We start from the raw sequence: 6,253 nt of genomic DNA on the forward strand, positions 1-6,253 counted from the left end.
GAAACTGGCCGAGCTGCTGAGGCCGGAGAACAAGGCCGAGCTGAGCAACTGGACATGGGGACGTCAGCTGGTCGACCCACAGCCGGGTGCTGGAATCGAACGGGGCGTTCTGCGGCAGGGTGGGCACCCCCGAGCGGCGTCCGGCTTCCGAGCGCAGCCCCGCGACGAGGCCGGCAAGGTAGGAGCGGCCCAGCGGACCGAACTGCGGCGCCGGTTCGTTTGCCACCCCGAGGAGTTCGGCGACGGCGTCGACGCGGGCCAGGCTGATCTCGTCGGCGGCCGGCGGGGCGTCGCTCGAATCGGGTTGCGCGACGGCGACCTTGGTGAGGGACACCGCGCAGGCCTTGAACTCGGGCTGATGGGAGACCGGGTCCACGGCGTCGTTGGTGACGGCGTTGATCGACAGGTACTCGCCGAAGACGTCGTTCCAGTGGAAGGGCGCAAAGCAGTTGCCCGGCCGGACGCGGTCGGTGATGACGACGGGCAGCACGGCCCGCCCGCGGCGGGAGGCGATTTCGACCGAGTCGTCGTCGCAGATCTGTAGGCGGGCCGCGTCGTCGGGATGGATCTCCACGAACGGCCCGGGGTTGAGCTTGTTGAGCTTGGCGACCTTCCCGGTCTTGGTCATCGTGTGCCATTGGTGCGGGAGGCGCCCGGTGTTGAGCAGGAACGGGAAGTCGTCGTCGGGCATTTCGTCGGGCAACAGGTGCGGACGGGCGAAGAACATCGCGCGACCGCTCGGGGTGGGGAAGGCCAGCCGGGGCGTGCTGCCGTCGTCGCGGACCAGCCTGGCCTGACTGACGCCGTCGTTCAGGTAGCGGATGGGGTTACGGTCGGCACCGTCGGGCGGGCACGGCCATTGCAGCGGCGTCCGGCGCAACCGAGAGTAGGTGGCGCCGCGCAGGTCGTAGCCCGTCGCCGGGTTCCAGAATCGCTTGATCTCCTCGAACACTTCCTCCGCGGAGCCGTAGCTGAACGACTCCGAAAACCCCATCGCGCAGGCGATTCGGGCGATGATCTGCCAGTCCGGAAGCGCCTGGCCCGGCGCGGTGACGGCCGGCTGGAACAGGGTCAGGTTCCGCTCGGAGTTGACCATCACCCCTTCGGCCTCCGACCACAGGGCGGCCGGCAACAACACGTCGGCATACTCGTTGGTCTCGGTCTCCAGGAATGCGTCCTGGGCGATCACCAGCTCCGCGCGTTCCAGGCCGGCCAGCACGGTTTTCCGGTTCGCCACGGAGGCAATGGGATTGGTGCAGACGATCCAGCAGGCCTTGATCTGGCCGTCGGCCATGCGGGAGAACATGTCGACGGTGCCGGTGCCGGCCTCGGTGCGCAGCGATCCGCGGGGGATGCCCCACTGGTCCTCGACGAATTCGCGGTCGGCGGCCGAGACGACCGAGCGCTGACCGGGTAGACCCGGCCCCATGTAACCCATTTCGCGGCCGCCCATGGCGTTGGGCTGCCCGGTGAGCGAGAAGGGGCCGCTGCCGGGTTTGCAGATGGTGCCGGTCGCCAGGTGCAGGTTGCAGATTGCGTTGGTGTTCCAGGTGCCGTGGGTGCTCTGGTTGAGCCCCATCGTCCAGCAGCTCACGAAGTTTTCGGCTTCGCCGATCCAGCGCGCCGCGGTGCGGATGTCTTCGCTTGGGATACCGGTGATTTCGCCGACTCGTTCCGGGCTGTACGGGCCGAGGAAGCTCGGCATCACCTCCCAGCCTTCGGTGAATTCGGCGATGAATTCGGCATCGGTGTGCCCGTTTTGGACGATCAGGTGCAGCAGCCCGTTGAGCAGCGCGAGATCGGTCCCGGGAGCGATCTGCAAGAACAGGTCGGCCTTCTCGGCGGTAGCGGTGCGGCGCGGGTCCACCACGATCAGCTTGGCGCCGGCCTTGACGCGTTCCATCATGCGCAGGAACAGGATCGGGTGGCAGTCGGCCATGTTGGACCCGATGACCAGGAACACGTCGGCCGCGTCGAAGTCCTGGTATGAGCCGGGCGGTCCGTCGGCGCCCAGGGACAGCTTGTATCCGGAACCCGCGCTGGCCATGCAGAGCCGCGAATTCGACTCGATCTGGTTGGTGCCGATGAAGCCCTTGGTCAGCTTGTTCGCCAAATACTGCGCCTCGACGGACATCTGGCCGGACACGTACATGGCGAAGGAGTCGGGGCCGTGCCGGTCGATGATCGCGCGGAGCCGCTTCGCGCACCGAGTGATCGCGTCGTCGATGTCGACCGGCTCGAGGGGCTCGCCGCGGTCGGCGCGCACGTGCGCCGATTCCATCCGGCCCGGCGCGGCCAGCATGTCGGACGTGGTCGTGCCCTTGGTGCACAGCCGGCCGAAGTTGGCCGGGTGGCTTTTGTTCCCAACGGTTTTTGTAACGTGACGACGGCCGCTCGCCGGGTCCCCTGTGACGTGCAGCACCATGCCGCAGCCGACGCCGCAGTAGGCGCACATGCTCTGCACGGCGTCGGCGCGAACGCCACGAGGCTCTTTGGCCACGCCTTCTTTCCTCCCCTCGAGCGCGCAAGGGCCCAATGCACCAAATGGTGCGGCAGCGATGTTTCGGCATCGGGCGTCCGATGTTTCCGCCGTTTTACGGCTTCCTTTCACGGCATCCGGACTGCCCTGTGAGGTCCGGTGAAATACCGCCTAATCGCAGGTCAGCGCCGATCCGCGACGACCGCCAGATTACCCGCGGCGACCGGTGAATTGCCTCTCAGAAGCACGCTTCCGACGAAACAAATGGGATATTCACAGATTTCGTTAAGCTCACAATGTGCGCCGCCCATTTGTGATTCTGCTGATCTTGTTGGTGTCGGCCTGCGGGGGAAAACCGACGCCGCCGCCGCCGTCGCGGGGCGATGCCTGCAAGGACTCCGACGGTCCGACGGCCGACACCGTGCGCCAGGCCATCGCCTCGGTCCCGGTCGAGGTGCCGGGCTCGACCTGGGTCGAAATCGCGCGGGGGCACACCAAGAAGTGCCGGCTGTACTGGGTCCAGATCATCCCGACCATCGCCAGCGAGTCGACGCCGCAGCAGCTGCTTTTCTTCGATCACAACACCCCGCTGGGCTCGCCCACGCCCAATCCGAAGCCGTACATCACCGTGCTGCCCCCGTCCGACGACACGGTCACCGTTCAGTACCAATGGCAGGTCGGCAAGGACGAACCCTGTTGTCCCACCGGAATCGGCACGGTGAAGTTCCAGATCGGATCCGACGGCAAGCTGCAGGCGCTCGGCAAGGTCCCGCATCAGTAACGCTGCCGCACAACCGCTTCCGCGGACTCAGTCCGGCAGGTTCTCCGGATGCAGCATCTCCGCGTACCGCAGCTGCTCCGGGATGCCGAATCCGTCCACCAGCGTCTCGGCGTACGGGCGCAGCTTGCGGCACCGATCGTTGATGCCGCGGGTGACGGCCTTGGCCCGCCCGGTCGACAGGTAGCCATGCTCGATGTACCAGGCCTTGTCGTCCTCGATCACCGACAGCGCGTATAAATCGCAGACCGTTTCGAGCAATTCGCGGGCGTCCTCGTCCTCGCACGAGTCGATCCCGGCGACGAACGCCTCCAGTACAATCCGGTCGATGTGCGCGCTCGCCGCGTGCAGCACGTGATCCTGGACGGCGTTGAACGCGTCGAATTCCGACATCTCCTTGGACTTTCCCTGCAGTCGGCGCGCGACGGACGACAGTAGATAGTCCTCGCGCTCCTCGAACATGGTGACCTGGGTGCCGCGGTTGAACAGGCTGCCTTCCTCTTCGCTGTCTTGCCGGGCGTCGATGATCGTCTGCATAATCGCCTCGGCCGCAGTGCGTTTCCGCACCCGCTCACCGACGGTGTTGGCGGCGAAGCGCACCCATTCGACCGGGCTCATGCTGCGGATGTCGTCGGCATAGGCCGTCAGCAGCTCCTTGGCCACCAGTTGGGTCAGCACATGGTTGTCACCCTCGAACGTGGTGAACACGTCGGTGTCGCCGCGCAGCCCGATCAGCCGGTTCTCGGCCATGTAACCCGCGCCGCCGCAGGCCTCCCGCGCCTCCTGGATGGCCCGGGACGCGTGCCAGGTGTTGGCCGCCTTGAGCCCGGCGGCCCGCGCCTCCAGCTCGCGCTGCTCGTCGGCGTCGGGGGCATCCGCGGTCTGGATGTCGTGGCACTTGCTGACCAGTTCGTTCTGGGCGAACTGCAGCGCGTACGACCTCGCGATCAACGGAAACAGCCGGCGCTGATGCACCAGGTAGTCCATGATCAGCACCTCGGTGTCGTTGTCCGGTGCCTTGAATTGCCTGCGCTGCAACGCGTATCGCGTGGCGATGTCCAGCGCAACGCGCGCGGCGGCGCCCGCGCTGCCGCCCACCGTGATCCGGCCCCGAACCAGCGTGCCCAGCATGGTGAAGAACCGGCGGTTGGGGTTGTCGATCGGCGAACTGTAGGTGCCGTCCGGCGCCACGTCGCCGTATTTGTTCAGCAGGTTCACCCGCGGCACGCGGACGTGGTCGAAGACGATGCGGCCGTTGTCCACGCCGGGCAGGCCGCCCTTGTACTCGCAGTCCGACGTCGTCACCCCGGGCAGGTCGTTGCCGTCGGCGTCGCGGATCGGGACCAGAACGCAGTGCACGCCGTGGTTGACCGGCTTGCCGTCCTCGTGGGTGATCAACTGCGCGAAAACCGCTGCCATGGTGGCGGTTTGGGCGGCGCCGCCGATGTAGTCCTTGCGCGCCGTCGGGGTGGGGGAGTCGATGACGAACTCCTCGGTCTCGGCGTCGTAGGTCGCGGTGGTCTCCACCGACTGGACGTCGCTGCCGTGTCCGGTCTCGGTCATCGCGAAGCAGCCGCGCAGCTCGAGGCTGATGATCTGCTTCACGTACGCCTCGTGGTGACGCTCGGTGCCCAGGTTCTCGACGGCACCGCCGAACAGCCCCCACTGCACCCCGGCCTTGACCATCAGCGACAGGTCCGACATCGCGAGCATCTCGATCATCGTGATCGCGGCGCCCACGTCGCCGGTCCCGCCGTGCTCCTTGCGGAAGTTGTCGGCGGCGGCCCCGAACGCCGCCATGATCCGCATCTGCTCGGCCACCTTGGTGCGGGCGATCACCGTGTTCGGCGTGTAATGCGGGCGGAACAGCTCCTCGGTCATCGTGTCCCGCATCCGGTTCTTCACGTCGCGCCACCGCCCGTCCAAGGCGTTGCGCAGGTGTTCGGCCGTGCTCTTCGTGTCTGGCGCCATAAAACGACGGTAGCCCGCTGCTCAGGCGTTGAAACAGACCTTGAACAACAATCGCCCACCGTGCACCGGTTGCGGGTCTGGGGCCGGATTTTCGCATTGAGCGCACGCTCGGCGCCGCGGCGCGGGTGCCATGATCAAGCCATGCCGCAGTATCTCGCCGCCGCCACGGTCGTGCTCCTGATCGGCACCGTCATCGGCAGAGTGATACTGCTGCGCAGAACCGGCACTCAAGCAATGCATTTTGGGAAGCTCGACAAGACCGACTTCCTGATTCCGCCCGTCGCGCTGTTCTACTTCTATACGGTGTTCGGCGCCGCCTTCGGTTGGCCCCTGGCCGGCCGTCAGCTGTTCTTCCACTCGACGCTTCTCGCCTGGGTCGGAGTGGCCCTCTGCCTGATCGGGGTCCTGATCCTGGTGCTCAGCCTGGTGTCGTTCGGCAACAGCTTCCGGGTCGGCATCGACGTCGAGGAGCCCGGCCGGCTGGTGACGACGGGCGTATTCGCGGTGAGCCGCAACCCGATCTACGTCGGATTCTTCGTTTTCCTCGTCGGCCAGCTGCTGGTGTTCCCCAACTGGGTTCCGTTGATCTACCTGCTCGCCGGCACGGCTCTGTTCCACCGGCAAGTGTTGCGCGAGGAGGGGTTCATGCGGCAGCGCTACGGCGACGAATACGCCGACTACTGCCGCCACGTCAGGCGGTATGTCTAGCCCGCAGCCGGTAGAGGGCGAAGCCGGCCGCGCCGGCGGCGAATCCCAACAGCATCACCATGTCGAACACCCACCAGCCCGAATAATGCGTCCACATCTGGGCGTTGGCGGCGAGCGCGTCGACCCTGCGCAGATCGGCGACCGACGCCGACGCCGCGAAGCCCCACTGCGCCGGGACGAACCAGGAAACCTGCTGAAAGCCCCACTTGCTCACCAGCTGCACCAGGCTCCCGTTGAACAGCAGCGAGGCCAGGATCACCAGCACCGCCAGCGGCAGCACCTCGCGCAGCCGGCTGCCCATCGCGGACAGCGCCAGC

The 6,253-nt window shown here is 66.6% G+C and carries 4 protein-coding genes and 1 pseudogene; 2 read left to right on the forward strand and 3 right to left on the reverse strand.

What is annotated here, in order from left to right:
• Positions 1-2,455 (reverse strand): molybdopterin oxidoreductase family protein (locus tag A9X00_RS11100; protein WP_156772035.1); only part of this gene is annotated, 2,455 nt, incomplete at its 3' end.
• Between the two features lie 322 nt (positions 2,456-2,777).
• Between A9X00_RS11100 and A9X00_RS11105 the strand changes: the two genes are divergently transcribed.
• Complete coding sequence (locus A9X00_RS11105; RefSeq protein ID WP_369830741.1) at positions 2,778-3,260, forward strand: LppP/LprE family lipoprotein; 483 nt, start codon at positions 2,778-2,780, stop codon at positions 3,258-3,260.
• A 27-nt stretch (positions 3,261-3,287) separates the two neighbouring features.
• Here A9X00_RS11105 and A9X00_RS11110 read toward each other — a convergent pair whose 3' ends face one another.
• Positions 3,288-5,228: an acyl-CoA dehydrogenase gene (locus A9X00_RS11110; protein WP_067152846.1), complete on the reverse strand. Its 1,941-nt coding sequence runs from the start codon at positions 5,226-5,228 to the stop codon at positions 3,288-3,290.
• A 141-nt stretch (positions 5,229-5,369) separates the two neighbouring features.
• On the opposite strand from A9X00_RS11110, the gene A9X00_RS11115 reads away from it, so the two are divergent.
• Complete coding sequence (locus A9X00_RS11115) at positions 5,370-5,936, forward strand: isoprenylcysteine carboxylmethyltransferase family protein (protein WP_067152848.1); 567 nt, start codon at positions 5,370-5,372, stop codon at positions 5,934-5,936.
• Here A9X00_RS11115 and A9X00_RS11120 read toward each other — a convergent pair.
• A pseudogene (locus A9X00_RS11120) lies at positions 5,920-6,253 on the reverse strand (ABC transporter); the annotation flags it as partial. The gene A9X00_RS11115 and the pseudogene A9X00_RS11120 overlap by 17 nt on opposite strands.

The sequence above is a fragment of the Mycobacterium sp. 1245805.9 genome, from assembly GCF_001672915.1.
Classification (GTDB): Bacteria; Actinomycetota; Actinomycetes; order Mycobacteriales; family Mycobacteriaceae; genus Mycobacterium.

Coding starts and splice junctions, on each gene's coding strand:
- A9X00_RS11110 (WP_067152846.1), bottom strand. CDS start 5,228: ATGGCGCCAGACACGAAGAGCACGGCCGAACACCTGCGCAACGCCTTG.
- A9X00_RS11115 (WP_067152848.1), top strand. CDS start 5,370: ATGCCGCAGTATCTCGCCGCCGCCACGGTCGTGCTCCTGATCGGCACC.